This is a genomic window from Synechococcus sp. A15-24, assembly GCF_014280195.1.
In the GTDB taxonomy this organism is placed as follows: domain Bacteria; phylum Cyanobacteriota; class Cyanobacteriia; order PCC-6307; family Cyanobiaceae; genus Parasynechococcus.
Genome location: NZ_CP047960.1, coordinates 1495561 through 1518790, shown reverse-complemented (window position 1 = coordinate 1518790; position 23230 = coordinate 1495561). Strand labels below are relative to the sequence as shown.

The 23230-nt window shown below is 62.5% G+C and carries 24 protein-coding genes; 17 read left to right on the top strand and 7 right to left on the bottom strand.

The features are described 5' to 3' along the window. Positions 1-17: 17 nt before the first annotated feature. Positions 18-1277: a M50 family metallopeptidase gene (locus tag SynA1524_RS08665; RefSeq protein ID WP_186499587.1), complete on the top strand. Its 1260-nt coding sequence runs from the start codon at positions 18-20 to the stop codon at positions 1275-1277. Here the strand turns inward: SynA1524_RS08665 and SynA1524_RS08660 are convergent. After that, the gene (locus SynA1524_RS08660) at positions 1214-1966 is read right to left on the bottom strand and encodes a lipoate--protein ligase family protein (protein WP_186496877.1); all 753 of its coding nucleotides are present in this window, start codon (positions 1964-1966) and stop codon (positions 1214-1216) included. The genes SynA1524_RS08665 and SynA1524_RS08660 overlap by 64 nt on opposite strands. 26 nt (positions 1967-1992) lie before the next feature. Between SynA1524_RS08660 and SynA1524_RS08655 the strand changes: the two genes are divergently transcribed. Then, on the top strand, positions 1993-2766 hold the full coding sequence (locus SynA1524_RS08655; protein WP_186496875.1) for a sulfite exporter TauE/SafE family protein: 774 nt from the start codon (positions 1993-1995) through the stop codon (positions 2764-2766). A 3-nt stretch (positions 2767-2769) separates the two neighbouring features. On the opposite strand, the gene SynA1524_RS08650 is transcribed toward SynA1524_RS08655, so the two are convergent. Next, the gene (locus tag SynA1524_RS08650) at positions 2770-3240 is read right to left on the bottom strand and encodes a CRR6 family NdhI maturation factor (RefSeq protein WP_186496873.1); all 471 of its coding nucleotides are present in this window, start codon (positions 3238-3240) and stop codon (positions 2770-2772) included. An 83-nt stretch (positions 3241-3323) separates the two neighbouring features. Here SynA1524_RS08650 and psaM point away from each other — a divergent pair, with 83 nt between their 5' ends. The 3 genes from psaM (at position 3324) to SynA1524_RS08635 (ending at position 4852) form a co-directional block, all read left to right on the top strand. Next, a complete protein-coding gene (gene psaM / locus SynA1524_RS08645; protein ID WP_011128588.1) occupies positions 3324-3428 on the top strand; it encodes a photosystem I reaction center subunit XII in 105 nt (34 codons plus the stop codon). 32 nt (positions 3429-3460) lie between these two features. Next, entirely contained in the window at positions 3461-3832 is a 372-nt protein-coding gene (locus SynA1524_RS08640) for a hypothetical protein (protein WP_186496865.1), read from the top strand. 69 nt (positions 3833-3901) lie between these two features. After that, positions 3902-4852 carry a protochlorophyllide reductase gene (locus SynA1524_RS08635; protein ID WP_186496863.1) on the top strand — a complete coding sequence of 317 codons (951 nt, stop codon included), beginning with the start codon at positions 3902-3904 and terminating at the stop codon, positions 4850-4852. Here SynA1524_RS08635 and bchL read toward each other — a convergent pair whose 3' ends face one another. From bchL to SynA1524_RS08615, 4 genes are all read right to left on the bottom strand, one after another. Further along, positions 4853-5743, bottom strand: a complete 891-nt coding sequence (gene bchL, locus SynA1524_RS08630; protein ID WP_186496861.1) for a ferredoxin:protochlorophyllide reductase (ATP-dependent) iron-sulfur ATP-binding protein — start codon at positions 5741-5743, stop codon at positions 4853-4855. It lies immediately after the preceding gene. A 149-nt stretch (positions 5744-5892) separates the two neighbouring features. Continuing rightward, positions 5893-7467 (bottom strand): ferredoxin:protochlorophyllide reductase (ATP-dependent) subunit B, encoded by a 1575-nt coding sequence (locus SynA1524_RS08625; RefSeq protein WP_186496859.1) that lies wholly within the window; start codon positions 7465-7467, stop codon positions 5893-5895. Between the two features lie 4 nt (positions 7468-7471). Then, positions 7472-8749 (bottom strand): ferredoxin:protochlorophyllide reductase (ATP-dependent) subunit N, encoded by a 1278-nt coding sequence (locus SynA1524_RS08620; RefSeq protein WP_186496857.1) that lies wholly within the window; start codon positions 8747-8749, stop codon positions 7472-7474. A gap of 80 nt (positions 8750-8829) precedes the next feature. Next, entirely contained in the window at positions 8830-9207 is a 378-nt protein-coding gene (locus tag SynA1524_RS08615) for a DUF8679 domain-containing protein (RefSeq protein ID WP_186496855.1), read from the bottom strand. Between the two features lie 119 nt (positions 9208-9326). On the opposite strand from SynA1524_RS08615, the gene SynA1524_RS08610 reads away from it, so the two are divergent. After that, positions 9327-10112: a BMC domain-containing protein gene (locus tag SynA1524_RS08610; protein ID WP_186496853.1), complete on the top strand. Its 786-nt coding sequence runs from the start codon at positions 9327-9329 to the stop codon at positions 10110-10112. Positions 10113-10115: 3 nt separating this feature from the next. Here the strand turns inward: SynA1524_RS08610 and SynA1524_RS08605 are convergent, their stop codons facing one another. Beyond that, positions 10116-10694, bottom strand: coding sequence for a non-canonical purine NTP pyrophosphatase (locus tag SynA1524_RS08605; protein WP_186496851.1), 579 nt, complete (start codon positions 10692-10694; stop codon positions 10116-10118). A 350-nt stretch (positions 10695-11044) separates the two neighbouring features. Here SynA1524_RS08605 and csoS1 (SynA1524_RS08600) point away from each other — a divergent pair, with 350 nt between their 5' ends. The 11 genes from csoS1 (SynA1524_RS08600) to SynA1524_RS08550 all read left to right on the top strand — a co-directional run bounded on the left by csoS1 (SynA1524_RS08600) (position 11045) and on the right by SynA1524_RS08550 (position 23217). Continuing rightward, on the top strand, positions 11045-11356 hold the full coding sequence (gene csoS1 / locus SynA1524_RS08600) for an alpha-carboxysome major shell protein CsoS1 (RefSeq protein WP_006169870.1): 312 nt from the start codon (positions 11045-11047) through the stop codon (positions 11354-11356). A 73-nt stretch (positions 11357-11429) separates the two neighbouring features. Beyond that, on the top strand, positions 11430-12845 hold the full coding sequence (locus SynA1524_RS08595; protein WP_006043650.1) for a form I ribulose bisphosphate carboxylase large subunit: 1416 nt from the start codon (positions 11430-11432) through the stop codon (positions 12843-12845). Between the two features lie 59 nt (positions 12846-12904). Then, on the top strand, positions 12905-13246 hold the full coding sequence (locus SynA1524_RS08590; RefSeq protein WP_006043651.1) for a ribulose bisphosphate carboxylase small subunit: 342 nt from the start codon (positions 12905-12907) through the stop codon (positions 13244-13246). A gap of 101 nt (positions 13247-13347) precedes the next feature. Next, a complete protein-coding gene (gene csoS2, locus SynA1524_RS08585; RefSeq protein WP_186496849.1) occupies positions 13348-15690 on the top strand; it encodes an alpha-carboxysome scaffolding protein CsoS2 in 2343 nt (780 codons plus the stop codon). A gap of 7 nt (positions 15691-15697) precedes the next feature. Next, positions 15698-17437, top strand: a complete 1740-nt coding sequence (locus tag SynA1524_RS08580) for a carboxysome shell carbonic anhydrase (protein WP_186496847.1) — start codon at positions 15698-15700, stop codon at positions 17435-17437. Between the two features lie 2 nt (positions 17438-17439). Beyond that, positions 17440-17760 (top strand): alpha-carboxysome shell vertex protein CsoS4, encoded by a 321-nt coding sequence (gene csoS4, locus SynA1524_RS08575; RefSeq protein WP_011128576.1) that lies wholly within the window; start codon positions 17440-17442, stop codon positions 17758-17760. After that, positions 17760-18011: a carboxysome peptide B gene (locus tag SynA1524_RS08570; RefSeq protein ID WP_186496837.1), complete on the top strand. Its 252-nt coding sequence runs from the start codon at positions 17760-17762 to the stop codon at positions 18009-18011. Before csoS4 ends, SynA1524_RS08570 begins: the two co-directional genes overlap by 1 nt. A 52-nt stretch (positions 18012-18063) precedes the next feature. Continuing rightward, on the top strand, positions 18064-18621 hold the full coding sequence (csoS1, locus tag SynA1524_RS13060) for an alpha-carboxysome major shell protein CsoS1 (RefSeq protein ID WP_286188549.1): 558 nt from the start codon (positions 18064-18066) through the stop codon (positions 18619-18621). A gap of 111 nt (positions 18622-18732) precedes the next feature. Then, the gene (locus SynA1524_RS08560) at positions 18733-20577 is read left to right on the top strand and encodes an NAD(P)H-quinone oxidoreductase subunit F (RefSeq protein ID WP_186496835.1); all 1845 of its coding nucleotides are present in this window, start codon (positions 18733-18735) and stop codon (positions 20575-20577) included. Between the two features lie 10 nt (positions 20578-20587). Then, positions 20588-22078, top strand: a complete 1491-nt coding sequence (locus SynA1524_RS08555; RefSeq protein WP_186496833.1) for an NADH-quinone oxidoreductase subunit M — start codon at positions 20588-20590, stop codon at positions 22076-22078. Beyond that, positions 22075-23217, top strand: a complete 1143-nt coding sequence (locus SynA1524_RS08550; RefSeq protein WP_186496832.1) for a CO2 hydration protein — start codon at positions 22075-22077, stop codon at positions 23215-23217. Before SynA1524_RS08555 ends, SynA1524_RS08550 begins: the two co-directional genes overlap by 4 nt. Positions 23218-23230: the final 13 nt, after the last annotated feature.

The following is a 23230-nucleotide window of genomic DNA, read 5'->3' as shown; positions in this document are numbered from 1 at the left end:
GATACCACGGAGCAGCGGTGGGAGAAGGCTGGACCCTGTTGACCTTTCGGGGCGTTCCGCTGCGGATCCAGCCCAGCTGGTTGTTTGCCCTGGCCATCTTCACCACGCTATTTCAGGGGCGTTATGCGAGTGAGGTCACTCCAGCCGTTCCGATGCTGGTGAGTTGGGGCCTCGGGTTGGCCACAGCACTCATGCTCTTTCTGTCGGTGCTGCTTCACGAACTCGGCCATGCCGTGATGGCTGTCCGCGAAGGGGTGAAGGTACTCAGCATCACGCTGTTTCACCTGGGGGGCATCGCCCGGGTGGAGAAGGAGTGCACCACGGCCATGGGCAGCCTGCGGATTGCCGCCGCTGGTCCGCTGGTCAGCCTGCTGCTGGCCCTCGGCCTGCTGCTTGCAGCGGTGCCGGCCGGTGCTGTCAGCCCCCTGCTCACGCTGCTTTGCACCCAGCTCGGTCTGCTCAATCTGATGCTTGGGTTGTTCAATCTGCTGCCCGGTTTGCCCTTGGACGGCGGGTTGATCCTGAAGGCGCTGGTCTGGCAGTTCAGCGGCAGTCAGAAGCGGGGCATGCAGGTGGCCGCGGCGTCCGGCCGTGCCCTGGCCACGTTGTTGATCGTGATGGGGGGCCTGCTGCTGCTGCAGGGCGGTGGCTTCAACGGTGTGATGTTGATGCTGATCGGTTGGTTCGGCCTGGGAGCGAATCGCAGTCAGTCCCAGATGTTGGTGTTGCATCAGGTGCTTCAGGACCTGAAGGTGGCTGATGCCGCCAGTCGCCGCTTCAGGGTGATCGAATCGGATCAACCCCTGCGAAAGCTCAGTCAGCTGCGGCTGCAGGACGACGAGGCCAAACGCGGAGCGGATTGGTTGCTGATCTGCCGTGGCCCCCACTGGCTGGGCTGGGTGGATGATCAGCCCCTGAGGGATCTGCCGGTTCAGCAATGGGATCGGCAGACCGTCGGCGACCATCTGCGCCCCCTCGACTCCCTTCCTTCTGTTGCCGACAGCGCGCCCATCTGGCAAGCGATCAAGGCTGTGGAGGCCTCTCAACAGGGACGCGTGCTGGTGCTCAGCCCAGCCGGGCTTCCTGCCGGCACGCTGGATCGCATGGACATCGGTGAAGCAGTGCTGAAGCGGTTAGGGGTGCGCCTTCCCGCTCCGATCCTCGATGAGGCCCGACGCCACAACAGCTACCCGATGGGACTGGTGATGTTGCCTCAGATCGTTGCGTCGATGCCCGCAAATTCCGAACAATCGGACCGTGAACGGGCCTCCACCTGAGCACGTTCGTCGTCGCTGAGGGGCACCTCCTCCCAGACCACATCAGGCCAGGCCATGGCCATGGCATTGATCAGCTGTTGCTCCAGCGTCAGCCGGTTGAGGTTTGCCGCTGCTGCAGGCGGGGCGGCTTCGCCGAATACCGCGTTCCAGAGCATCGGCGGAGGGTCCAGCAGGATTTCGCCGTGCTGGAGCAGACGTCCGTGCTGCCAGCACTGGGCACTGCCGATGCGTTTCACGCCGGCACGGTCCACGAGATCCGCTGCGGTGGAGCTGGCGAAGCAATTGCTGCTGCTGCCCAGGGCGGGATCGTCCCCGAACTGCAAAGGCAGCCCCAGTTGGCTGAAGCCATCGATCAACCATTGGCAGGCCTCGCGGTAGGCCTGCTTGCGTCGGCGTGGGGCGGAAGGCCAGATCAGTGCGTAGGTGAGCCCCCCGGCGTGAAGGACGGCCTGGCCGCCACTGGGCCGACGCACCATGCGAAGGCGCCCCTCCTTCGCCAGTTGCTCCCAGTGCTGGGGCCAGTGGCGCTGATGGCGGCCCAAGGACAGCCATGGTCCGTCCCAGCGGTAGAAGCGCAGCACCGGAACCTCCGTGGCCTGGGCCAGCAGCAGCGCATCGATGGCCATCTGGGTCGGGCCATCCGCGATCCGGTTGGGAATGAGTCGGCCAGGGGATCGGGCGGTCGGCATGCTGGAGATCGTGAGCGAGCGATGACGTGCTGCCCTGGTGGGACATCCCCCTGCTAATCGGCCTTGGCCTGCTGGCTGGCGGGTTGGCCGGCCTGCTGGGCATCGGAGGTGGTTTGATCTTCGCGCCCCTGCTGCTCTGGTTGGATCTTCCGCCCCATCAGGCTCTGGCCACCAGCAGCTTTGCCATTGTTCCCACGGCCCTGGCGGGCCTGGTGTCCCACCTGCGCAGTGGATCGCTGCCGGTTCGAACCGGTGTGGCTATTGGACTGTCCGCCTTTGGTTCAGCGCTGTTGTTCGGCGGTCTGGCCGGCGTGGTGAGCGGTTGGCTGCTGCTGGCGATGCAGACGTTGATCTACGTGGTGCTGGCCTTTGCCGTACGCGTGCGGGAGGAGGAGGCAACACCCGGCGTGGACGAGGAGACCAACGGCCAGGTGGGGCTGTTGGCGGGGGTGGGCTGCATTGCCGGCTGGACCGCCGGAATGCTCGGCCTTGGTGGTGGCCTGGTGATGGTGCCACTGATGAACGGACCCCTGGGGGTTCCCATTCATCGGGCGGTGCGCCTCAGCACCGTGGCGGTGTTCTGCTCGGCGTCAGCGGCTTCGCTGCAGTTCCTGCATGAGGGGCGAGGGGTGCCCTGGATGGGACTGGTGCTGGGGGGTGTGGCGGCCCTGGCGGCGCAATGGTCCGCCAGTCGTCTGGATCGGTTTGATGCGGTGGTGCTGGTGCGGTTGCTGCGGGGCCTGGCGATCGCGCTGGCGGTGGACAGCTGCCGGCGGGCCCTGCATTTGTTGATGGTCTGAGGCTCAGCTCAACAGGGTCCAGAAGCCAGCGTCTAGCTCGTAGCCGAGGGACGCTGCCATCTGCGACAGGTTGCCCCGTTGGGGGCGTCCCAGCGTGGCGGTGCAGAGGTCATCCAGTTGCATCAGCCGGTGGGTGATCCACAGCTCGAGGGCCTGGGGCTCGAATCGCAGTCCCTCACTGCGGTTGAAGCTGTGGGGCACCACCATGGCCACATGGCGGATCAAACTGCCCTGGTCGCGTTCCAACAGCAGCGGTAGCCAGGGATAACGGGCATCGGCCCGCACGGCCCAGAGCCGTGGCTCGGGGCATTCGGCAAGTTCCCGGGGATCCGAAGGATCGCGAGGCCAGTCGAACTGCAGTTCCAAAGCAGGGCCTTGCTCCAGCAGCGACGGCAGCGGCTGGCTGCTCCAGGGCTGCAGGGGAGTGAGGTCGAGACGCCGGATCGCATCGGCATTGATCTGAACCGGTTCCATCGACGGGTGTGACAGGCCTTTGCGAATGATGGCCTGAAGCCCTGCTGAGGGAGAACAATGGGATCGCTTGTGTCTTCTTTCCCATGGCCACTGCTCTGACTTCGGCTGAAGTGTTCGTTGCTCTCGTGGTGGCAGCCCACGCTGCTGTGCTGGCCCTGCGTCTCTCCATCAGCCTTTACGAAGCCTGATCACTGCGTTACAAGCGGACATCTGAACAGTCGTGGTGACGGCGTCAACGACAAAGTCATCCCGACTCACTAATCAGCCATCGGCGGAAGCGGCCGCTCATCGTGCTGCAACGATTCAGCGCCAGCTGGACCGACAGGAACTGCACTGCAGCCTGATCGCTCTGGCGGCCAAGAGTGCGCTGATTCTCGTGGGTTGCGTCAGCGTGGCGCGCCTTTCTGTGGCCTATCAGGAGCGGCTTGAGCGCCACGGCGAGATTGCAGCGGTGGTGAATCTTGAATCGAAGAAGTTGGAAACCCTGCAGCAACGCTTTGATCGGTTGTTCAGCATTGGCGGTGAGAAACGGTTGCTGAGCGAGCAGGATCAATGGATTGCACCCAATCGTCTGCGGGTGATCTGGCGCTGAGATTCATCACCACCGGTCAGCGTTTCGGAGGCTGACCGGCAGACTGTCAGCCTTCCTGGCCCTGTCTTGATGTCAACGCCCGGCACCGTTCTGATCACCGGCACCACCTCAGGTGTGGGTCTGAATGCAACCCGCGCCCTGGTGAAGCGGGGCTGGACGGTGATCACCGCCAATCGCAGCCCCCAGCGGGCCGCGGCTGCTGCTGACGAGCTGGACCTCCCCAAGGAGCGGCTCCAGCACGTGTTGATGGATCTGGGCGATCTCGACAGTGTGCGGCGTGTTGTTGATGCCCTGCCCGATCGTCTGGATGCGGTGGTCTGCAATGCGGCGGTGTATAAGCCAAAGCTGAAACAGCCGGAGCGTTCGCCGCAGGGCTATGAGATCTCGATGGCCACCAACCACTTTGGCCATTTCCTGCTGGTACAGCTGCTGTTGGATCGGCTCAAGGCCTCCAGCCATCCCTCCAGGCGGGTGGTGATTCTGGGCACGGTGACGGCCAACTCCAAAGAACTGGGGGGCAAGATTCCCATTCCGGCGCCGGCCGATCTGGGGGATCTCTCCGGTTTTGAAGCTGGCTTCAAAGAGCCCATTGCCATGGCAAGCGGCAAGGCCTTCAAGCCCGGTAAGGCCTACAAAGACAGCAAGCTCTGCAACATGATCACCACCCAGGAGCTGCACCGCCGCCTGCACGGTGAGACGGGGATCACCTTCATGTCGCTCTACCCGGGCTGTGTGGCGGACACCCCGTTGTTCCGCAATACCCCCAAGGCGTTCCAGACGATCTTTCCCTGGTTCCAGAAGAACATCACCGGCGGCTACGTCTCCCAGGCCTTGGCCGGAGAACGGGTGGCGGATGTGGTGGCCAATCCCGACTTCGCCGAATCCGGGGTGCACTGGAGCTGGGGCAACCGCCAGAAAAAGGATGGCCAGCAGTTCAGCCAGGAGCTGTCGGTCAAGGCCACCGACCCAGACACCGCTCGACGGGTCTGGGACCTGTCGATGCAGCTGGTCGGCCTTTGATCAGTCGAAGCCGAGCAGGTCAAAGATCTCCCGATCCTTCAAGGATGTGGCTTCGAGGGGCTCCACCTTGTCGAGCATGTTCTGAGCGAGGCGCAGATATTCCTCACGGACGGCCTGCACCGCCTCGTCGTCATCATCCATCTCGAAAATTGTGCACTTCTTGAGCCGTGAGCGACGAATCGCATCCACATCCTTGAAGTGGGCCATGGTGCGCAGGCCGGTGCGTTCGTTGAACTTGTCGATCTGATCTGTGTCTGCCGAGCGATTGGCCACGACACCTCCAAGCCGCACCTTGTAGTTCTTGGCTTTGGCCTGAATCGCCTGGACGATCCGATTCATCGCGAAGATCGAATCGAAATCGTTGGCGGTCACGATCAGGCAGTAGTTGGCGTGCTGCAGCGGGGCGGCAAAGCCACCACACACCACATCGCCCAACACATCGAAGATCACCACATCGGTGTCTTCCAGCAGGTGATGCTCTTTCAGCAACTTCACGGTTTGCCCGGTCACATAGCCGCCACAGCCGGTCCCTGCCGGTGGGCCGCCGCTTTCGACGCACTGCACACCGTTGAAACCGGTGAAGACGAAGTCTTCCGGACGCAGCTCCTCGCTGTGGAAGTCGACTTCCTCAAGGATGTCGATCACCGTCGGCACCATCTTGTGGGTGAGGGTGAAGGTGCTGTCGTGCTTGGGGTCGCAGCCGATCTGCAGCACCCGCTTGCCCAGCTTGGAGAAGGCCGCCGAGAGGTTGGAGGAGGTGGTGGATTTACCGATGCCACCCTTGCCGTAAACGGCGATCACCAGGGTTTCCTCGTGAATGTTGAGGCCAGGGTCCTGGTGGACCTGCACACTGCCTTCGCCGTCCGTGGGACGCGTCAGGGTCGTGGTCATTCAGCGACCTTCACAAGAGGAGACAGGTTCATTCAACAGCAGCAGATGTGCCGTGGTTGGTTTTCACTAAGAAATGAAAGATCTGGTTTCTGGCTGAGCCTTAAAAACAGAATTTCTTTCAATTAAATAAAAAAAATGAGTGCAAATGCTCATGCCTTGTAGTGGGCTTTGGCGTCGTACAACGTCTCGCTGCTGATTTCCCGGCACCCCACTTCTCGGGCGTAGGCCTCGGCATTGCGGCGGACTTTCCCGCGCACGAAAAAGGGGATCTTCTTCAGTTCCGCCTCGCCATCAGCGGTCCACACTACGTCGCCCTCCTCGGCCTCGGGAACGTCGCTTAACCTGCTCTGCTGGGATGCTCCGGAGCCACCGGCATGGCCCAGATGGCTCTGATGGCCGTCCACGAATTCGAAATCGTGGCGGAACATGCCGATCAGGTGCTCCTCCAGGCCCATCATCAGCGGGTGCACCCAGCTGTCGAAGATCACGTTCGCCCCTTCCCAGCCCATCTGCGGGCTCATCCGGGCTGGCACGTCCTGAACGTGCATTGGCGTGCTGATCACCGCGCAGGGAATCCCCAGCCGTTTGGCGCTGTGGCGTTCCATCTGCGTGCCCAGCACCAGTTCAGGAGCTGTTTCGGCCATGGCCGCCTCCACCGCCAGATAGTCGTCGCAGATCAGGGCCTCCAGCCCCAGGGCCTTCGCAGCGGCCCTCACTGGCCGAGCCATCTCGCGGCTGTAGGTACCCAGCCCCACCACCTGAAAGCCCAGTTCCTCACTGCAGATGCGGGCGGCAGCGATGGCATGGCTGCCATCGCCAAAGATGAACACCCGTTTGCCGGTGAGGTAAGTGGAGTCAACGGATTCGGAATACCAAGGCAGGCGTGAGCGGCGATAGCCTTCCTGCGGCGAGGGTGGTTCCAGTCCCAGAGCTGTGTGCACTTCAACCAGGAAGTCGTGGGTGGCGCCGACACCGATCGGCACTGTGCGGCTGAAGGGCATGCCGAAGTTGCGTTCCAGCCAGAGGCAGGTGGATTCAGCCACCTCCGGGTAGAGGCAGATGTTCAGGTCGGCCTCCGGCAGACGGTGCACGTCTTCTACGCCAGCTCCCAGGGGGGCGACGACCGCCACATCGATGCCGTGCATCGTGAGCAGCGTCTGCACCTCCAGCACGTCATCGCGGCAGCGGAACCCGAGCAAGGACGGGCCCAGCAGATTCACCCGTGGTCGACGCCCCTGTTGCTGCCAGCGCTTGGGGTCATGCTTCGGCTCAGCCGGCACCTGTTGTTTCAGCAGACCCCGCACCAACTGATAGAGGGTTTCTGAGGCGCCCCAGTTCTCCTTTTTGCTGTAAGCCGGCAGTTCAAGGCTCACCACCGGCATGGTCAGCCCCATGCCCTGCGCCAGGGCACCGGGTTGGTCCTGGATCAGTTCAGCCGTGCAGCTTTCCCCCACCAGCAGTGCATCGGGTTGGAAGCGGTCCACCGCTTCCCGCACATGGCGCTTCACCAGTTCGGCCGTGTCGCCACCCAGGTCCCGGGCCTGAAAGGTGGTGTAGGTCACCGGCGGGCGCTGGCCGCGCCGTTCGATCATCGTGAACAGCAGGTCGGCGTAGGTGTCGCCCTGCGGTGCATGCAACACGTAGTGCACCCCTTGCATGGAGGCGGCGATGCGCATGGCCCCCACATGGGGTGGTCCTTCGTAGGTCCAGAGCGTGAGATCCATGGTGTCAGGCGTGCACGGGTTGGTCGGGTTGTGTCGGATGAAGCCCGGGGTGAATCAGTTGGCGACGCCGCAATGGCCTGGAGAAGAGCTCCGCCAGGTCTCCGGCCTGGTCGATGCCGTGAATCGGACTGAACACCAGCTCGATCGACCACTTGGTGGCGATGCCCTCGGCCTCCAGCGGATTGGCCAGCCCCATGCCGCAGACCACCAAATCCGGTGCGCTGTCACGCACCCGGTCGAGCTGCAGCTCCACGTGCTGTCCCTCCATCACGGGGGTGCCCTCCGGCAGCAGGGCCAGCTCCTCGGCCATCTGATCGCGGTTCAGGTATGGCGTGCCCACTTCCACCAGCTCCATGCCGCATTCCCGCTGCAGAAAACGGGCCAGGGGAAGCTCCAGCTGTGATTCGGGCAACAGGAAGATGCGCTTGCCCGCCAGCACCTCCCTATGGGGTTCCAGGGCGATGCGCGCCCGCTCCATCAGGGGATCCAGCACAGTTGCCACGTGGCTGGGTGCCACCTCGAAGGCTTGGGCGGCCGCCTCCATCCAGCGTCGACTGCCCTCCGCTCCCAGCGGGAAGGGGGCGGTGAGTACCGTGGCGCCGCGGTTGCGCAGCAGGCGGGCGGTGTCGGTGAGGAACGGCTGGGTGAGCAGCACGGTGGTTCCGGGGCCCACCGGTGGCAGCGCGGTCGACTGGCGCGGCGGCAGGCTGCGGACCCTGTCGATCCCCAGGCGTCCGAACAAGTGGATCAGGCGATCCTCTACAGCGTCGGCGAGGGTGCCCACCAGCAGCAGCTGCCGTTCAGCGCTGCTGGGCAGCAGCGGCACCAATGCCGCCAACGCTCCATCCTCCCCTTGGGTGAAGGTGGTTTCGATGCCGCTGCCGGAGTAATTCACCACCCGCACGCGGCCCTGCAGTTCGTCGTTGAGCCGCTCGGCCGCCCGGGCTAGGTCCAGCTTGATCACCTCACTGGGGCAGGACCCCACCAGAAACAGGGTGCGGATCTCTGGGCGCCGCTGCAGCAGTTCCCGAGCCACACGGTCCAGTTCCTCATAGGCGTCCGCCAGGCCCGCCAGATCCCGCTCGCTGAGAATGGCGGTGCCAAACCGAGGTTCGGCAAAGATCATCACGCCGGCGGCGCTTTGGATCAGGTGTGCGCAGGTCCGTGACCCCACAACAAGAAAAAAGGCATCCGGCATGCGCCGGTGCAGCCACACAATCGAGGTAAGACCGCAGAACACCTCCCGCGGTCCGCTTTCCTTCAGCAGGGTTGGCCCGGCCATCGGCCATGTCCCGAGGAATCAGCCCACAACCTGACCTCGGCAGCGGGCTGGTGACGCTCAGCCCCTGAAACTCTTCCGGATCAGAGGCGACGGCGGAAGCCGTCGTAGCGGTCGGAACGATCGCTGTCCTCCAGCTTGCTGAGCCGCCAGACGTTGCGGCTGACGCGCCGCGCCATCAGTCCGCCACGCTCAACCTGCTCGCTGCCAGGGCGGGCCCCCAGCAGCAGGGTGACCTCCGCTGTGGTGAGCGGTGCGCCGGTGTTGATGGCCAGGGCGGTGAGCTCCAGGCGTTGGCGTAGCTGCCGGGCCCGTTCCACCTCGCTGTCCACGGCGGTCTCCAGCCAGGGCAGATCCACCTGTCCATCCTTGGCCAGCCGTTGCATCAAGCCGAAACTGACCATGCCCAGGGCCTGGTCGGCATTCAACTCAACCGCATTCAGGGGGGATTGCTCGCTCATCACCGGAGTCCTCAGTGTTGATAAGCGGACAGTATCGGCTGCGCTTCGGCACGCAAGACCGCTTCCCACGGCTGTGATCACAGCCGGAAACACCGAATTCATCCGGTACACTCCCCGCCATGACCCGTTTCGCCAGCTTCGAGGCCCGGGAGCGGCGGCGCGGTGGAAGCGCTCTCGTGACCGGCACTGAGGTGAAACCTCCCCAGGGAGGTGCGAGTTGTGTTGTGACCACGGATTCCGAATCCCCCAGGTTGCAACGCCAGAACAGCCATGTGCAGTCGATCGAGCTGCGCACCCATGTGTTCATCGACTCATTGCAGCCTCAATTGGCGGCTTACATGGGTTCGGTGAGCCAAGGATTTCTGCCCATTCCGGGCGATGCCTGTCTGTGGATGGAGGTGTCGCCGGGTATGGCGGTTCACCGCGTGACGGACATCGCCCTCAAGGCGAGTGATGTGCGCCTTGGCCAGATGGTGGTGGAACGTGCCTTCGGATCGATGGCGCTTTATCACCGTGACCAGAGCACGGTGCTTCATTCCGGTGATGTGGTGCTGGAAGCGATCGGCAGCACCATCGAGCAGCGTTCCCCCGCTGATGTGAGTTGGACGGAGGTGATCCGGGCGATCACCCCGGATCATGCGGTGTTGATCAACCGCCAGAACCGCCGTGGCTCGATGATCGAGGCCGGCATGAGCATGTTCATTCTCGAAACAGAGCCCGCTGGCTACGTACTGATTGCGGCGAATGAAGCGGAAAAAGCGTCCAACATCACCTTGGTGGACGTGAAAGCCGTCGGTGCCTTTGGCCGGCTCACCCTGGCCGGACGGGAAGGGGATGTGGAGGAGGCTGCTGCTGCGGCTATGCGGGCCATTGAAACCGTCAACCGACGTTCCACGTTGCGCTGAGCCTCAGTTCAATCTCAGCAGGCGTCGAAGATCCGGTGCCAGGGCGCGTGCCGCTTTGCCACGGCTCCCCAGACGGGTGAGTTGGGCTGCGTTGAGCTCCCCGTAGGTGCAACGGGCTTCCCGCACCCACAACAGCGATTCGAAGCCACCGCCGGCATAGGCCGGTTTCAGCAGCAGTTCACCCCAGCAGACCCCTTCGGCTGAGGCCACACAAGTGCCGGAAGGATCGCTGATCACCATCGTGCTGCGGAAACAGGCACTCCGATAGGGGGAACTGTTGAGTTCCTCCAGTAGACGCTGAATTTTGGCGTCGTTGCCGCTGGCGTAACGGGCGGAAAACAAACCCGGGGCACCGCGTAAGGCATCAACTTCCAAGCCGGAATCATCCGCCAGGGCCCATTCGTTGGTGCGCAACGCAGCGGCACTGGCTTTCAATGAAGCGTTCTCCAGATAAGTCGCTCCTGTCTCGTCAACGTCGAGATCATTGGGTTGACGCTGGACCTCGAGACGCAACGGTCCAAGCATTGCTTCAATCTCGGCGACCTTGATGGGGTTGCCGGTGGCAATGGTTAGACGTCGCACCGAACGGAGAGCTCAGAAAGGCTCACCATTGTGGGGTTTAGCGGTAGGTATTTTTCGATCACCATCAGAACCGAATGGCATGGGTTGAACATTCCACCCCTCAGCCAATGGCATCAGGACCATTCGTTCAGGTGAAGGTATGCATCAAGGCTTGTCGCGGCAACGACTTGTGCGGATGTGATCACAGGAACTACCACAGCAGTGCGGAACAGTGAGGGACAGGGTGATAAGCCGGGCTTATCAGGTTCACTATGGACAGTGATCTTGGCTGTGTGCCCAATTGCTTGACGGGAAGGGATCTGGCGGACCAATGTCCCGAGCGAACATTCCACCCCTTCTCCCGGTAGGCAATGGCTAACGAAACCATGGGCATCGCCCTCGGCATGATCGAGACCCGCGGTCTGGTCCCCGCCATCGAGGCAGCTGATGCCATGACCAAGGCTGCCGAAGTGCGCCTGATCGGTCGTGAGTTCGTCGGCGGCGGCTACGTCACCGTTCTGGTGCGCGGCGAAACCGGCGCTGTGAACGCTGCTGTGCGCGCCGGCGCTGATGCCTGCGAGCGCGTCGGCGACGGCCTCGTGGCTGCTCACATCATTGCCCGCCCCCACCGCGAAGTGGAGCCTGCACTGGGCAACGGCAACTTCCTCGGTCAGAAGGACTGAGATCTTCCGCTGAGCCTCTGACGAGGCACGCGAACGTCTCATCCCCCCTTCACCGACCTAACGGAGTTTTCCCATGAGCAAGAAGTACGACGCTGGGGTCAAGGAGTACAGGGACACTTACTGGACTCCTGATTACGTTCCCCTCGACACCGACCTGCTGGCCTGTTTCAAGTGCACCGGCCAGGACGGTGTGCCCAAGGAAGAAGTTGCCGCTGCTGTGGCTGCTGAATCCTCCACCGGCACCTGGTCCACTGTGTGGTCCGAGCTCCTCACCGACCTCGACTTCTACAAAGGCCGCTGCTACCGCATCGAAGACGTCCCTGGTGACAAGGAGTCGTTCTATGCCTTCATCGCCTACCCCCTCGACCTGTTCGAAGAGGGTTCCATCACCAACGTTCTGACCTCCCTGGTCGGCAACGTGTTCGGTTTCAAGGCACTGCGTCACCTCCGTCTGGAAGACATCCGCTTCCCGATGGCGTTCATCAAGAGCTGCTACGGCCCGCCGAACGGCATCCAGGTCGAGCGTGACCGGATGAACAAGTACGGCCGTCCCCTGCTGGGTTGCACCATCAAGCCGAAGCTCGGCCTGAGCGGTAAGAACTACGGCCGTGTTGTCTATGAGTGCCTGCGTGGCGGTCTGGACTTCACCAAGGACGACGAGAACATCAACTCCCAGCCCTTCCAGCGTTGGCAGAACCGCTTCGAATTCGTTGCGGAAGCTATCAAGCTGTCCGAGCAGGAGACCGGCGAGCGCAAAGGTCACTACCTCAACGTGACTGCCAACACTCCCGAAGAGATGTATGAGCGCGCTGAGTTCGCCAAGGAACTCGGCATGCCGATCATCATGCACGACTTCATCACCGGTGGCTTCACCGCCAACACCGGTCTGTCGAAGTGGTGCCGTAAGAACGGCATGCTGCTGCACATCCACCGTGCCATGCACGCGGTGATCGACCGTCATCCCAAGCACGGCATCCACTTCCGCGTTCTCGCCAAGTGTCTGCGTCTGTCCGGTGGTGACCAGCTCCACACCGGCACCGTGGTCGGAAAGCTTGAAGGTGATCGTCAAACCACCCTCGGCTATATCGACCAGCTGCGCGAATCCTTCGTGCCCGAAGACCGCAGCCGCGGCAACTTCTTCGATCAGGACTGGGGTTCCATGCCTGGCGTGTTCGCCGTTGCTTCCGGCGGTATTCACGTCTGGCACATGCCCGCCCTGGTCACCATCTTCGGCGACGACTCCGTTCTGCAGTTCGGTGGTGGTACCCACGGTCACCCCTGGGGTTCCGCTGCAGGTGCTGCGGCCAACCGCGTGGCCCTTGAGGCTTGCGTCAAGGCCCGCAACGCCGGCCGTCATCTCGAGAAAGAGAGCCGCGACATCCTTATGGAAGCCGGCAAGCACAGCCCCGAGCTGGCTATCGCCCTCGAGACCTGGAAGGAGATCAAGTTCGAGTTCGACACCGTCGACAAGCTCGACGTTCAGAACTGATCGTTTCTTCGGCCGGTTGATGTAACCGGCCAACCCTTTTTCTTAAACCCAGGATCCCCATGCCTTTCCAGAGCACCGTGGGTGACTACCAAACAGTCGCCACCCTGGAGACCTTCGGCTTCCTCCCGCCGATGACCCAGGACGAGATCTACGACCAGATCGCGTACATCATTGCCCAGGGTTGGAGCCCGCTCGTTGAGCACGTCCATCCCAGCAACTCCATGGCCACCTACTGGTCCTATTGGAAGCTCCCCTTCTTCGGTGAGAAGGATCTGAACGTTGTCGTCAGTGAGCTCGAGGCTTGCCACCGCGCATACCCCGACCACCACGTGCGCATCGTCGGTTACGACGCTTACACCCAGAGCCAGGGTGCATGCTTCGTGGTTTTCGAAGGACGCTGATCCTTCGAACCTTTGGTTCCGAGCCCTGACCTGATCAGGGCTCCAGTTTTTTCCGGAGGGGCAGGTGCCCTTCCACCTCACGACGACACCCTCGGGCGGACATGGCAAGACTTTCTAGTCGCGAACTCGCACTTGAGCGCCGCAAGGCGCTGACAACCTCCGGTAAGAAGTCTTCTGTGGCTGCAGGAGATGGTGCCAATCGCGTGCGCACTGCCTCCGACGCACCTCCCACCCGCACGGACGCTGCGGCCGCTGTTGAGCCCACGGCTCCAGCAGTCTCCGCTCCCGTGAAACCCACGGTGTCGTTCACTCCGGCTTCCCCCTCCCGTAGTTCTCATGTGAAGCCTCAGCGTCATCCCAGCAGGGACCTGGTGCTGGCTCGCCGTGATGCCCTGTCCCGCCGCGGCAAGACCGCAGACACCAGCCGCGACCGTAACCGCGCTGATGTCTCTCGCCAAACCAAGGCTGCTGCTCCTGCTGCAGCACCGGTTGAAGAGCAAAAATCCTGTGGATGTGGCGGCAAGCGCGCTGCTGAAAAGGATCAACTGAGTGCACGTACCACTTCTCTGACGCCCCGTTCCGACCGTCGCAGTGCAGCGCCCAAGCGCCGTGCCATCGAGAACCCCAGCCGTGCGCTGGTGTTGGCCCGCCGCGAAGCGATGGCGAAACACGGCAAAACCGCTGGTAAGCAACCCACCAGTGCTGCTGCTGTCGCCCGCCAAGCCAACCCTGATCTCACCAGCCGCGAGCTGGCTCAGCGGGTGCGTGAGCTGCGCACCAAGGCTGGTGCGCGCAACAAGCAAAGCGCTGGTGCAACCCGCCCAACCGGTCCCAACCGCCACGGCGCCAAGCAGGCTGCTGCAGCGGATGCCCACTGGAAGGTGGGTGAAAGCACCACGAGTTCCGGCCAGACCGTGACCGGTACTCAGGCCAACCGTTCGGTGAAGACCACCGGCAACGAGGCCAGCACCTGCCGCTCGATTACTGGCACCGAATATCTGGGTGCCGAAGTGTTCCAAACGTTCTGCCAGCAGGCACCTGAGCCCACCACCCCCCCCAAGGTTCGCGTCACCGCCACTAGCCATGGCAACCGCGTCACCGGCAATGAAGTCGGCCGTTCCGAAAAGGTCACCGGTGACGAGCCCGGCACCTGCAAAAGCGTGACGGGTACTGAATACATTTCTGCTAACCAGTCCGCTGCCTATTGCGGCAGCTCGCAGGTGTCACCCCGCAAGGTGGGTCGCAGCCTCACGCAGCAGGGTCGTCCGGTCAGCGGCGTGATGGTGGGTCGTTCCTCCAGCGTCACCGGTGATGAAGCCGGGGCTGGCCGCAGCCTCACCGGTGATCAATATCTCGGGTCAGATCCCCTCCCCGACGGTCGCCCTGCCGCCAAGGTTGGCCAATCGGGAACCCTCTCTGGTACGGGTGTGACAGGAACCATGGTGGGTCGCTCCTCCCAGGTAACCGGTAATGAGTTTGGTTCTTGCCATCGCGTCACCGGCGATCAATACATCAGCGCTGAACAGGTCAATGCCTTCTGCGGTAGCAAACCTGAGCCGGAAGCCGCCAAGGTCGGCTTCAGCGTCACCAACCGCAATCAGGTGGTGAGTGGCACCCGCACTGGTCGCTCCGAGCGAGTCACAGGCGATGAACCCGGCACCTGTAAGGCCGTCACCGGCACCCCCTATGCCGGACTCGAAAATGCTGGCCAGCACTGCGGAAATTCTGCTGTTCAGGCCATTCGCGAGCGCACTCCTGTGCGTCTTGGTACGCCGTCTGCTGCCATGACCGGCATCCAGCCCGGTGTGGGTGGTGTGATGACGGGAGGTGAAAAGGGAGCCTGTGAAGCCGTCACCGGCACCCCCTATCTCGGCGCAGACCAGCTCGCCACGGCCTGTGGCAACGAGGCTCCAGTGGGCACCGACAGCCATGGCCAAGCCCCTGAAGGTGCGGCCTGGACACGCTTCAGTGTGATGTCTCCCGCCCGTGCCGCTCAGCAGCAGCGCGAGGGCCAGGGTGCTGTTACCGGTACCTCCTACGAGCAGGGCAACCGCATCACAGGCCCTTTTGATCTGGCCGGTGGCAAGGTCACCGGCACCGAGCAGTTCCGTTTCGATAACCTTGAATTCCAACGTCGTCAGTTCCAACCCACCGTGGCGGTGGTGAGCGAACCGGCTGAACAGCCCGCCTCCCGGGTCACCGGGGAGGGTTCCTCCACCAAAATCACAGGTGACGACTGGGACCGTGGTGAGCACGTCACCGGAACTGAGGGTGTGTCCGCCCGTCGTCGTAACCCCACGCGTCCCGGCCCGATGAGTGCCATGGCTCCTCACGAGCGCAAGCGCAATGAAGAGAACGAGTGGCCCGTCAGCCGTGTGACTGGTTCCAGCGGCAACACCGAAAAGGGTTCCCTGATTACCGTCTCAGGCGGCGCAAGGGGCTGATCCGCTGATGGTTCGCTCCATGCCTCTCCGCGGCGGGCGACCTCAGGCCCCCACGGCACCAACCCGCCGGCAGCTGCAGAACACTGTTTCTGCAGCTGAATCAAAGAACCAGGCCAGCGCGTCTGAAGCGGTCGTCTCCACAACCCGAGATGCCGCTCTGCAGCGCAGGCGTGCACTTACCACAGCCGGCAAAGCGGCCACGTTGGTTCAAGGTTCCATCGGTGGTGGTCGGGTCCGGTCCGCCCGCGATCAACGCCAACCGGGTTGGGTCCGTCGCGACAAGGGCGCAACCTCCGGGGTGCTGTTCAACCTGAGTCGCTCATCCCTGCCGATCACCCATCGGCAGCACCCCCTCACCGATACCGCTGCCAACGAACGGCTGCGCGCCTACGAGCAGGAGGTGAAGGGGCGATTTGATCGCATTGTTCCCCTGCTGCAACGGGTTTCAGCGCTCCAGCATGAGCCTGATTTCATTGAGCAATCGCAGCGACTTACACGCGCTGAGTTGGGATTCGACCTCCCTCAGCACATCCTCGAGAGAGCCTGGGTGCGACCCCTCGATATGCGGGCGCTGTTCGCCTGGTGCGTGTTTGAAAGCCATCGGTTGTTCAGTGATCGTTTTTTTCAGGACGACCCGCTTGATGGGGCCGCTGGCAGCGCCGCCGCCAGGGATTTCGAGCAATTTCTGCTCGATTGCGGCATCCATCTGCTCGATGTCAGTCCCTGCGCCGATGGCCGTCTGGCCCACACGGTGGCTTACGCCTTGCGCATTCCATTCAGTGCTGTGCGCCGCCGCTCCCATGCTGGCGCGATGTTCGATGTGGAAAACACAGTCAACCGCTGGGTGAAGACTGAGCACCGGCGACACCGCGAGGGAATGCCGAATCCCGCCACGGAGCCGACCCGGTACCTGAAGGTGGTGACCTACCACTTCAGTTCCCTCGACCCTCAGCACCAGGGCTGCGCAGCCCATGGCAGCAACGATGAACTTGCCGCTTCCGCTGGCCACCAGCGGCTGCTCGATTTCCGTGAAGCGGTGGAAAACAGCTTCTGCTGCGGAGCGTCCGTGGATCTGTTGTTGATCGGCCTTGACACCGACACCGACGCGATTCGGGTCCATCCCCCGACTCGGGACAGCGAGATGGTGCTTGATCAATGGCTCTGTGCGCGTGAACTCCATGCCGCGACGGCGTCGATGACGGCGGATCAAGCCATGGCTCAGATCGCCGAGGCGATCGAGGCTGAAGCACCGGGACCAATGGAGCCCGGCACGGTGGCGTTTCTGACCCGCTTGATCGCCAACAACTTTTCTCAGATTGATTACGTGCAGGATTTGCACGGAGCGCCATACCCCGATGCAGGCCACGCTGAACGTTTCATCGGTGTCGGGATCGGCTTCAAGGAGGTTCACCTTCGCAATCTCACCTACTTCGCCCATTTGGACACCGTTGAAGAAGGTGCTCCTGATCTCGATGTCGGGGTCAAGATCTTCAAAGGTCTGAATGTGTCCCGCGATCTGCCGATCCCGGTGGTCGTTCGCTTCGACTATTCAGGCCGTGTTCCCGGTGCCCGGGAGCGGGCGATTGCCGATTGTGAGCGGGTGAATCAGGCCATCTCAGATCGCTACGGCGAGTTTGTGAACCAGGGCCTGCTCCACACTTGCCTCACCGTTCGGGATCGCAACCAGACGGCCCCCGCCGAGGTGGTCGGTTCCACCCTCGCCCCCCCGCTTCAGGAGGCTCACTGATCATGCTCATCGTCAAGGTCATCAAGCCGCTCGTCTCCACCAACCGCATTCCGGATTTCGAGCACAAGCATCTTCAGGTGGTGCAGGACGGCAGCGCCAAGAAGGTGGCTGTCGATGCGGTCGGTGCGAAACCCGGAGACTGGGTGATCTGCGTCAGCAGCTCCGCCGCCCGTGAAGCGGCTGGCAGTAAGTCTTATCCCAGTGACCTCACCATCGTGGGGATCATCGATCACTGGGAACCTGACCCACCGAAGACCCCAGCTCCTGCGCCGGCTCCCACCCCTGCACCCACAGCAAATCCTGCCGGAGGCGCGAGCGTCTGATGGAGATCATGCAGGTGATGGGCACCTTGGTGTGCAGCTTCCGCGTGGCGGGGCTGGATCACATGCACCTGCGCATCCTTCGCAATGCCAAAGGCAAGAAGCTGGTGGCCGTGGATCCCGTGGGTGCCTGTGAGGGCAACTGGGTGTTCACTGCCAGCGGCTCCGCTGCCCGGCATGCCTGCCCGGACAACAAGGTTCTCACCGATCTAACCATCGGCGGGATCATTGATCACTGGAATCCGGACGGATAGGGAGCTTTCCCTCCTTCCGCCGTTTCCGTTCCGCTTCCACTCCCTTCTCCCCATGGCCACCCCGTCCCCCACACCCCGTCGCCGCACCACCCGCAGCAGTGCTGCAGCGAATAAGACCGTTGATGTGAAGCCCGTGGCCACCCCCGCAAAGCCCGCTGCTTCGGCCGCTTCCACGCCGGCTCCCACCCCAGCACCCTCAACCACCCGTCGCAGCAACACCACCACCACCACCCGCAGAAGCGCAGCGTCGGGCTCGGCAGGTGGCGGCAGCGTTGCAAAGCCTGTGAGCAACACCGCTCCCGCTGCAAGCCCTGTGCAGGGCATTGCCCTGGGCATGATCGAAACCCGTGGCATGGTCCCTGCCATCGAAGCGGCTGATGCCATGACCAAGGCGGCTGAAGTCAGCCTGATCTGCCGCGAGTACGTCGGTGGTGGCTACGTCACCGTGATGGTTCGTGGTGAAACAGGTGCAGTCAACGCTGCTGTTCGCGCGGGGGCAGATGCCTGTGAGCGTGTGGGTGACGGACTTGTCGCCGCTCACATCATTGCTCGCCCCCATCAGGAAGTAGAGCCCGCTCTGATCGTCAGCGGTGCCACACGTCGTCTCTGATACCACAGCACCACTACTACAGCCGTTCACAAAGAGCGCCCAGAACACGGTGTCGTACCTAGATTCGCCGGCCAATCAACGACCAGCCCGATCCCGATCCCGCTTGCCGTTTTGACTCAGGAGCTCTCGCTTCCTATCCAGACCGCCTGGCTGATTCCTCTCTATGGATTCGCCGGGATGCTGGTGTCACTGCCCTGGGCTTCAGGCCTGTTTCGTCGTGACGCCCATCGTCCGGCGGCTTATCTCAATATTCTTCTGACCCTGCTGGCTTTCGGCCACGGCAGCCTCATCCTTCAGCAGGTGTTCCAGTCAGGCCCGGTGGACCTGGCTTTCCCCTGGCTCACCGTTGCCGATCTGGAGCTGGACATCAGCTTCAGCCTTTCGCTCACCAACCTGGTGGCCCTGGAATTGATCACCGGTTTGAGCCTGTTCTCCCAGGTTTATTCCCTCGGCTACATGGACAAGGAGTGGGCGCTGGCCCGTTTCTTTGCCCTGCTTGGCTTCTTTGAGGGGGCGATGAGCGGCGTTGTGCTGAGCGATTCGTTGTTCCAGAGCTATTTCCTGCTGGAGATGCTTACCCTCTCCACCTATTTATTGGTGGGTTTCTGGTATGCCCAGCCGCTGGTGGTGACGGCCGCGCGGGACGCCTTCCTCACAAAGCGTGTTGGCGATGTGCTCCTGCTGATGGGTGTGGTGGCCCTCTGCAGTTATTCCGGTGCCATGGGGTTCAACGACCTCTACGCCTGGGCCGCGCAGGATGCCCTGTCCCCCTTGGCCGCAACGTTGCTGGGGCTTGGCCTGATCGCCGGCCCCACAGGCAAGTGCGCCCAGTTCCCGATGCACCTGTGGCTGGATGAAGCGATGGAGGGGCCAAACCCGGCTTCCATCCTGCGCAATTCCGTAGTGGTCACCTGCGGGGCGATCGTCCTGCTCAAGGTGATGCCAATCCTGCAGCTTTCCCCCATTGCTGTAGGGGTGCTGCTGGTGATCGGCAGCATCAGCGCCATCGGCGGCTCGCTGGTGGCCATCGCCCAGGTGGACATCAAGCGCACCCAGTCGTACACAACAACCGCCCATCTGGGTCTGGTGTTCATTGCCATCGCGCTGCAGATTCCTGTTCTGGCTCTGCTGCTGTTGTTCTCCCATGCTGTATCCAAGGCGTTGTTGTCGATGAGCATTGGTGGCGTGATTGCGTCGACCAATTGCCAGGACATCACCGAGCTGGGTGGCCTGGGAACTCGGATGCCGGCGACCACGACAGCTTTTGTCGTGGGTGGTGCCGGGTTGGTGGGTTTCCTGCCCTTGGGTGGATTCCTGGCCCTGGCCCAGTCGATTGAGCTTCTCAGCGTGCGTTCGATCCCTTTCATGGGTGTTTTCCTGCTCACCAACGCCCTGACGGCTCTTGGTTTGGTGCGGGTGTTCCGTCACGTGTTCCTCGGCAACCCCCTGATCAAGTCGCGACGTTCAGCTGAAGTGAACTGGCAGATGGCCTTGCCGATGGTGGCCTTGTCGGTGGTGGTTTTGCTCACCCCTCTGCTGCTGGTGCGGCTGGAATCCCTCGATGGCCTGCTCGCGTTCCCGCTCTGGGCAGCGGGCTTGGTGGTGGGAAGCGGACTGATCGGGCTGGTTGCGGGTGCTCTGCTGCCGTTGAGCAAGGCCTGGTCCCGTTCACTCAACCCCTGGCTGCGCTGGTTCCAGGACCTGCTGGCCTACGACTTCTATACCGAGAACTTTTACCGCCTCACCATCGTGAATGTGGTGGCCCGCGTGTCGCGTCTGGCCTTCTGGTTTGATCGCACCGTTGTTGACGGTGTGCTCAACGGTGTGGCCCGCCTGTCGTTGCAGAGCGCCGAAGGCCTGAAGCTCAGCGTCAGCGGCCAGACCCAGTCGTATGTGCTCACGGTGCTGGTGGCCATTGTTCTCTTTCTCACCTCGGTGAGCTGGTTCCTCACCTGATCGCCCTGAGATGCTGCTTTCCCTGCTGCTGTTGATTCCCCTGATGGGGGCTCTGGTCCTGATCCTCTGGCCTGGGGCACCCACCAGTGCTCGGCTGCGCGAGGTCACGATCGTGCTGCTGGCCGTTCAATGCGTGGCCAGCTTTGCATTGTTGCTGCCGTTCGACCCTGCAGACGCTGGTCTGCAGCTGGTCGAGCAGGCCCGCTGGGTCCATGCCATCGGCCTGGATTACGCCCTGGCGGTAGATGGATTGTCCCTGCCGCTGGTGTTGATGAATGGGGTGCTCTGCCTGGTCGCCGCCATTGCGTCGCGATCGATCGATAACCGGCCTCGGATCTATTTCGCCTTGCTGCTGGTGATCAGCGGCGCTGTGAACGGTGCCTTCCTGGCTCAGAACCTGCTGCTGTTTTTCCTGTTCTACGAGCTGGAACTGATTCCCCTGTGGCTGTTGATTGCTGTGTGGGGTGGTGCCAACCGGGCCTATGCCGCCACAAAATTTCTGATCGTCACGGCGGTATCCGGCGTGCTGATTCTGGCGGCCTTCCTCGGGCTGGCCTTCGTCAGTGGCACGATGGATTTCAGCTTTCAGCCGATCATGGCCGGTGAGCTGGGGATGACGGCTCAGTTGGTGTTGATGGGCGCTCTGCTGATCGGCTTCGGCATCAAAATCCCCCTGTTTCCGTTCCACACCTGGTTGCCGGATGCCCACACCGAGGCCTCCACACCGGTGTCGGTGCTGCTGGCCGGTGTGTTGCTCAAGCTGGGCACCTATGGCTTGCTGCGGTTCTGCCTTGGTCTCTTCCCCGAGGCCTGGCAACTGGCCTCCCCCTGGTTGGCGGCCTGGGCGGCGATTTCGGTGCTTTATGGCTCTTTGGCCGCCATCGCTCAAACCGACATGAAACGGATGGTGGCCTACAGCTCCGTTGGTCACATGGGCTACGTGCTTCTGGCGGCTGCTGCTGCCACGCCGCTTGGGTTGATGGGTGCCCTGTTCCAGATGATCAGTCATGGGCTGATCTCCGGGGTGCTCTTCCTGCTGGTGGGCGTGGTCTACGCCCGAACCGGCACTCGAGATCTCAATGTGCTGCGCGGTCTGCTCAACCCTCAGCGGGGCCTGCCGCTGACCGGTTCCCTGATGATCATCGGTGTGATGGCCAGTGCCGGGATTCCAGGCATGGCTGGCTTCATCTCTGAATTTCTGATCTTCCGCGGCAGCCTGCAGCCGTTCCCCATCGCCACATTGCTGTCGATGGTGGGCTCCGGCCTCACGGCGGTGTATTTCCTTCTGCTGGTGAACCGGGCCTTCTTCGGGCGCCTTGCCATTGCCCCCGGCGAAGTGGTGAATCCCCGTATTCTCGATCGGGTTGCCTTGCGGGAACAGGTGCCGGCCATTGCCCTCAGCCTTGGTGTTCTGGTTCTTGGCCTGGCGCCGGAACTGCTGTCCAACCTCAGTGAAGCAGCCACCACGGGCCTGAGTCAGATCAGCGGAGGACTCTCATGACCACCACCTTGAAGCCCACACCAGTGGCTCCTCCCCAGTTGCCGGATCAGGAGGAGCTGATCCGGCGCCTGCTCAGCGATACGCCATTGCTCAAGGACACACCGGACCATCTGCTGCAGGTGGTGAATGTTCTCGAGAGTTACGGCATCGTGCTCGATGCTTACAGCAAAAACCTGGTGGATCAGGGGGAGAAGCAGCTGCTGAATCCCTTCCCCGTGTTCCGTTTCTTTCATGAGGGCTTCAACCTGAAGCGCCTTTGGCAGCACCTGCTGGGGGACCGGATCAACTTCGAGTACGCCGAGTACTGCCAGAAGGCGATGTTCTGGCACGGCACCGGTGGCCTGGATGCCTATCTCGACACCCCGGAGTTTGCTGACGCCTGCCAACGGATCATCCAACGCAAGGCGGCGCGGGATCCATTGCTGGCGCTCACCAATCGGCTTTATCCCGGCTTTGCCCCGGAATCGATCCGTTCACTCACCACCATTTATTGCCTTGGTCTGTTCTGGCGCGTGATGAGCGACATTTTTGTCGACCTGGCCCGTCGCTATGCAATCAATGAGGTCACCTGCGTTAACGATGTTGTGCATCACATCCGCGATGGTCTGGTGGCAGCGGCTGGCAATCCGATCACCTACCAGGTGACGGTGGGTGGTGAAGACATCTGGGTGCTGCCTCCTGAGGCTGGTCTCACCTTTCTGGTGGATGTGGCCGTGCCCTATGTGGAAGCAGTGTTCTTCCGCGGCATGCCGTTCCTGGGAACGGTGTCCTACAACGCCCAGGCCCGTCAGATCTCACCGGACATCAGTGATTTCAAGTACGGAGCGCTGTACGCCGATCCGATTCCCAGCATGGGGGCCGGCATCCCGCCGAGCCTGTGCATGCAGGACATGTTCCGCCATCTGCCGGAGGAGCTGAGCCGCTGGTACGACGTCAACGGACGGGGGCAGACCGATGCGCACGTTCAGATCTGCGTCAGTTTCCAGAAGTCGATGTTCTGCGTCACCAATGCCGCCATCGCCGGCACCATGCCCCATCCCATGGATACCGACGATTCGGAACAGCAGGCGGCTAATCGGGCCTATGCCGAGGCCTGGTCCGGGCGCTTGATGGGCTGCCAGCGGGTGGCGCTCCTCTAGGTTTTCATCAGGC

Excerpts from the sequence above, each read along its gene's own strand:
- SynA1524_RS08660 (WP_186496877.1), bottom strand. The coding sequence starts at position 1,966 with ATGCCGACCGCCCGATCCCCTGGCCGACTCATTCCCAACCGGATCGCG.
- SynA1524_RS08650 (WP_186496873.1), bottom strand. The coding sequence starts at position 3,240 with ATGGAACCGGTTCAGATCAATGCCGATGCGATCCGGCGTCTCGACCTC.
- psaM (WP_011128588.1), top strand. The coding sequence starts at position 3,324 with ATGGCCACTGCTCTGACTTCGGCTGAAGTGTTCGTTGCTCTCGTGGTG.
- SynA1524_RS08635 (WP_186496863.1), top strand. The coding sequence starts at position 3,902 with ATGTCAACGCCCGGCACCGTTCTGATCACCGGCACCACCTCAGGTGTG.
- bchL (WP_186496861.1), bottom strand. The coding sequence starts at position 5,743 with ATGACCACGACCCTGACGCGTCCCACGGACGGCGAAGGCAGTGTGCAG.
- SynA1524_RS08625 (WP_186496859.1), bottom strand. The coding sequence starts at position 7,467 with ATGGATCTCACGCTCTGGACCTACGAAGGACCACCCCATGTGGGGGCC.
- SynA1524_RS08620 (WP_186496857.1), bottom strand. The coding sequence starts at position 8,749 with ATGGCCGGGCCAACCCTGCTGAAGGAAAGCGGACCGCGGGAGGTGTTC.
- SynA1524_RS08615 (WP_186496855.1), bottom strand. The coding sequence starts at position 9,207 with ATGAGCGAGCAATCCCCCCTGAATGCGGTTGAGTTGAATGCCGACCAG.
- SynA1524_RS08610 (WP_186496853.1), top strand. The coding sequence starts at position 9,327 with ATGACCCGTTTCGCCAGCTTCGAGGCCCGGGAGCGGCGGCGCGGTGGA.
- csoS1 (WP_006169870.1), top strand. The coding sequence starts at position 11,045 with ATGGCTAACGAAACCATGGGCATCGCCCTCGGCATGATCGAGACCCGC.
- SynA1524_RS08595 (WP_006043650.1), top strand. The coding sequence starts at position 11,430 with ATGAGCAAGAAGTACGACGCTGGGGTCAAGGAGTACAGGGACACTTAC.
- SynA1524_RS08590 (WP_006043651.1), top strand. The coding sequence starts at position 12,905 with ATGCCTTTCCAGAGCACCGTGGGTGACTACCAAACAGTCGCCACCCTG.
- csoS2 (WP_186496849.1), top strand. The coding sequence starts at position 13,348 with ATGGCAAGACTTTCTAGTCGCGAACTCGCACTTGAGCGCCGCAAGGCG.
- SynA1524_RS08580 (WP_186496847.1), top strand. The coding sequence starts at position 15,698 with ATGGTTCGCTCCATGCCTCTCCGCGGCGGGCGACCTCAGGCCCCCACG.
- csoS4 (WP_011128576.1), top strand. The coding sequence starts at position 17,440 with ATGCTCATCGTCAAGGTCATCAAGCCGCTCGTCTCCACCAACCGCATT.
- SynA1524_RS08570 (WP_186496837.1), top strand. The coding sequence starts at position 17,760 with ATGGAGATCATGCAGGTGATGGGCACCTTGGTGTGCAGCTTCCGCGTG.
- csoS1 (WP_286188549.1), top strand. The coding sequence starts at position 18,064 with ATGGCCACCCCGTCCCCCACACCCCGTCGCCGCACCACCCGCAGCAGT.
- SynA1524_RS08555 (WP_186496833.1), top strand. The coding sequence starts at position 20,588 with ATGCTGCTTTCCCTGCTGCTGTTGATTCCCCTGATGGGGGCTCTGGTC.
- SynA1524_RS08550 (WP_186496832.1), top strand. The coding sequence starts at position 22,075 with ATGACCACCACCTTGAAGCCCACACCAGTGGCTCCTCCCCAGTTGCCG.